This window comes from Candidatus Igneacidithiobacillus taiwanensis (genome assembly GCF_031962545.1).
GTDB lineage: Bacteria > Pseudomonadota > Gammaproteobacteria > Acidithiobacillales > Acidithiobacillaceae > Igneacidithiobacillus > Igneacidithiobacillus taiwanensis.
The window spans coordinates 1-3,579 of sequence record NZ_JAVRKK010000183.1; the positions used below are offsets into that span (position 1 = coordinate 1).

At 51.4% G+C, this 3,579-nt stretch carries 3 protein-coding genes; all 3 read right to left on the bottom strand.

Annotated features, from left to right (window positions below; genetic code table 11):
• A partial coding sequence (locus RTI30_RS13295) for an AAA domain-containing protein (protein WP_312284010.1) occupies positions 1–1,594 on the bottom strand: 1,594 nt, incomplete at its 3' end.
• Between the two features lie 29 nt (positions 1,595–1,623).
• Positions 1,624–3,174: a transglycosylase SLT domain-containing protein gene (locus RTI30_RS13300; protein WP_312284011.1), complete on the bottom strand. Its 1,551-nt coding sequence runs from the start codon at positions 3,172–3,174 to the stop codon at positions 1,624–1,626.
• 24 nt (positions 3,175–3,198) lie between these two features.
• Positions 3,199–3,489: a hypothetical protein gene (locus RTI30_RS13305; protein ID WP_312284012.1), complete on the bottom strand. Its 291-nt coding sequence runs from the start codon at positions 3,487–3,489 to the stop codon at positions 3,199–3,201.
• Positions 3,490–3,579 lie beyond the last annotated feature (90 nt).

The following is a 3,579-nucleotide window of genomic DNA, read 5'->3' on the forward strand; positions in this document are numbered from 1 at the left end:
CCTGCGCTCCCATGGCGCGTAGTTGCTCGGTGAGTTCCGCGTTCTTTTTCTCTTTTGAGGCAAGGATGGATTTCAGCTTTCCCATCACTCCCGATTCTTCTGCCCGGGTCTTCTGGACGAATTGTTGGATGGCCTTGGCCTGTTCCTTCCATCCCAATTCTGCGCCAATGTCGTATCCGCGTTTCTTGCGTAGGTGTCGCGCCGTTGCGTAGATCGCCTTGGCCTCCCTGACCACATCGATGCGCTCGCGGATCTTGGCTACGATGTCGCGCAACCGCTGTTCCAAAAGTTCTGCTGCCTCCGCCGGGCTGTCCACATCGATGCTGTACTCGGCGCGGAACATGGAACGAAAGTACGACCACGCTTCTCCGTTGCGATAGGATTCTCCCAACTTTCCGATGGCCGTTTCCTGTCCGCTGTCGCGAGCAATAAACGCATAGGTCGGCCATTGCTCGCTCAGTTTGGATGCAGCGGAGAGGTACAATCCCACGCTGTCGATTTGTGGCAACCAGCGCCGAGTGAGGCGCGAGTATCCCGTCACTTTCGACAGTGCATCGAGGACGTTGGTGATCGCCTGATTGTTGGTGGAGGCGATGAGTACCTTTCCTGATTTTCCATGACCGTCCAGTATCGAATGGATCAGCGCGTCAGCGATCACTCCCTGAATCAGTGTCGTCTTGCCGGTTCCTGGTGGACCGCTTACGGCAGCAATCCCACCTTCGAGCATCATGGCTTGTGTCTCTACAACACGGCGCTGTGTTTTGTCCATGGAGTACGAATTGCTCATCTGCCCCAGGTGCATCCCCATGGCATGGACGCGCTCATCGCCGCTGATGCCCGTCTGTAAAAAGATCGCTTCATCTGCATGTGGGTCTGCATAGCGAATGGCAATTTGTGGCACTGGCTTTCCATTCTGAAATCGCTCGACGATGTGATCGTATGCCACGAGCATTGGCCCGGTGATCTGCGTTCGGTTCACATTCGCCGGATTGGTCGGGATGAACAGTATGCTCTTTTCTGTGATCCAGCCCTCGGGTAGTTTCTTGTCGAGTTGCTCCGCAACGGTTGCGCCGCCATCGGCGCTCCACCGTGCATCGGTGATGATCTGCGTGATGCGATCCACCATCGCAATCGCCATCTGCCACTGATCTTCCCACGGCAAATCCACAATCAATTTTCCGTCAGTATCTTGCATCATGGCGCGCTCACTGATGCGCCAGTCTGCGCTCTCTTGTGACGCCAAATTGAACGGAGAAAACAACATCGCCCGTTGCAACCATGGCCCCGTGATTTCAAAGTCGGGTGTGACCATTCCGTTGTCATCGACTTCCACTGGAACCAGGATCGTTGGCACGATTCGGCGTAGCCCTTCGCGTCCCGTCATACGGAAAACGCCGCCAAAGCCGAGCAAAAAGTTTCCGCCTCTTGCGCGTCCAATGCCGCGCAAGACTTCTTTGCTGATGACCCATTCGCTTGGTGATGTGCCTTTCAACAGAAACGCATCTCGCGTCCCTTCGCCCACCTCGATGTGTGCGTAGGCTGACTCCGAAACTGCCTGCCTCCAATATCGCGCGACGCGCACTTGCTCTTTCATTTTTCCTCCTTGCCTTTTCTGTCAAAACGTCACTTGTGGTTCTTCCCGATATTCTTTACCTGGTCCTTCATCGCCTTTGCTGCGCTTGCCGCCAGTCCCAAAATGCTGGTGCCAACTTGTGTTGCTGCCCACGCTGCGAGCGTCCCCAATGGGATGATGCCGAAGTAGATAAGCAGGACGATCAGCAGGACGATCAGCACGATCAGCAAAATTCCTTTCAGCACATTGCCAGTGCTGTTCGCCTTGCTGTGGTGGTGCTTCGGTTTGTGGGAATGCTCTTTACCTGGACTTGTCCACGATTCAACGTCGCTCTTGGTGCGGTCCCATACATTCTTTCCCCACCTGCGTACATCGTGAGCCGCATCTTCCAACCTCCTTCTGAGTGTCGATGTGTAATGTTTTCCATTGAGGAAGTTTTCCATAGGGACAAATACGGGTGCATTCACGCCGCACTTTACTCCTGGGATCGTTACATGGATCCCGATGGTCTCCATCACCTTGACGCCGTAGTTGCATTCGTATCTTGGGTATTGGCCACCTGCGTTGTAAATCGATAGGGCGTGTACCGCCCTAAGCGTTGCTGGTGTGATCCCGCTTGTGTCTTGCCATGCACTGTGGAATACCCAGGACCCGGCTCCAATGTTGTCGCACGGGTCAAAGAGTTGGTCTACTGTGAATCTTCCTAGATGTGACGAATTGACTTGCATTATCCCCATGTCAATGTTGTGGCCTTCTCCCAATAGCTGGGTAGCTTTAGCAATTGATTGCTGTGCATTGTGCATGTAGAAATCGTGTGCCAAGTGCTCACGAAGTAGCGTGTTGTCATTGATGACCCACGGGTCTCTTCCGCTCTCCACATTCGAGATTGCTACTAGCATGATTGGCGGATCTTGGTAGGTGTCGCATTTCTGGTATATCTGCGGAACTGGCACTGTGACTGGGATCCCGTCCTCCGTTTGTGGTGCAGCCGTTTGGGGTGCCGATTGTGCCGATGATGAAGGCGTTGCCGGTGCTGCCAGCAGGGTCCCCGTCCATAGGGCTAGGGCTGATGCTAGCATGACTTTCCCTATGTGCTGTCGGCAAAATTGCTCTATTTTGCTTTTAAGAAGATGTTTGCGTTGTAATCTATCTGTGTACCGGTAATTATCCATCTTATTGTTTTTGGCTGTGTCTTCATTTTTTGTATGTTTGTCGTAAGTCATGAACAATAAGATGTTGCCGTAAGAATAGTTCTCGTTGCGCTTTCTGGTATTAGCTTCTTGTTTTTCCTTATATTGATTGTCCATACGATTGAGTTTGCTTTTGGCATACATAAAGATGTCTCCGGCAAGATATTTAGAATACGCTTGGTTTGTTCGCAAGTCTATATTGTGCATTGGTTTTTTTGTCTGTACATCTACTGATATGGCTGATTTTACGGTATTATTATTTTTTCGAGAAAGCATAGCTAAGTGAATACCCGACTCAAGAGCAATCGGCTCTTGGATTTGAGTTGCCGACAACCATTCCATTGTAAAACAATTGGTAAGCAGTTCTGTTACGCTTTTTATTATTCTTATCATTTTAGTTGTGCAACTCATTGTTATACTTTTGTTTGGCTGTCTTCATTTTTTCTCCTGCTTGATCAGGAATCGCAATCGCCTGGCAGCCGGGCTAGCGGGTCCATCCCGTTTGGCGCGTTCTTCTAGGTCCTCGCGGATCCTCTTCTTGCGGTCCTCGCGCTTCTTCTTCTCTCTGAGCTTTGCGACGTACTCAGCCTTTTTTGCCTTGGCCTCGGCCTGCACATCTTTTGCAGTGTCTTTCTTCTTCTTCGGACCAGGCATCACCAGTGGATTGGTGGGCTCGTCGGAGAGAGCCAGATCTGCGTGATTGATGATCCGGACCGGATTGTGCAACCTCTTTTCTGTAATTTTTCTTGGTAGATGTCATGACGCCGGGGTTACGGGTTGAGGTTGAGATAGACCTTGCTGGTCATCCACTCATCA

Bases quoted from the DNA above. Each gene is read 5' to 3' on its own strand.
- RTI30_RS13300 (WP_312284011.1), bottom strand. From the start codon at position 3,174: ATGAGTTGCACAACTAAAATGATAAGAATAATAAAAAGCGTAACAGAA.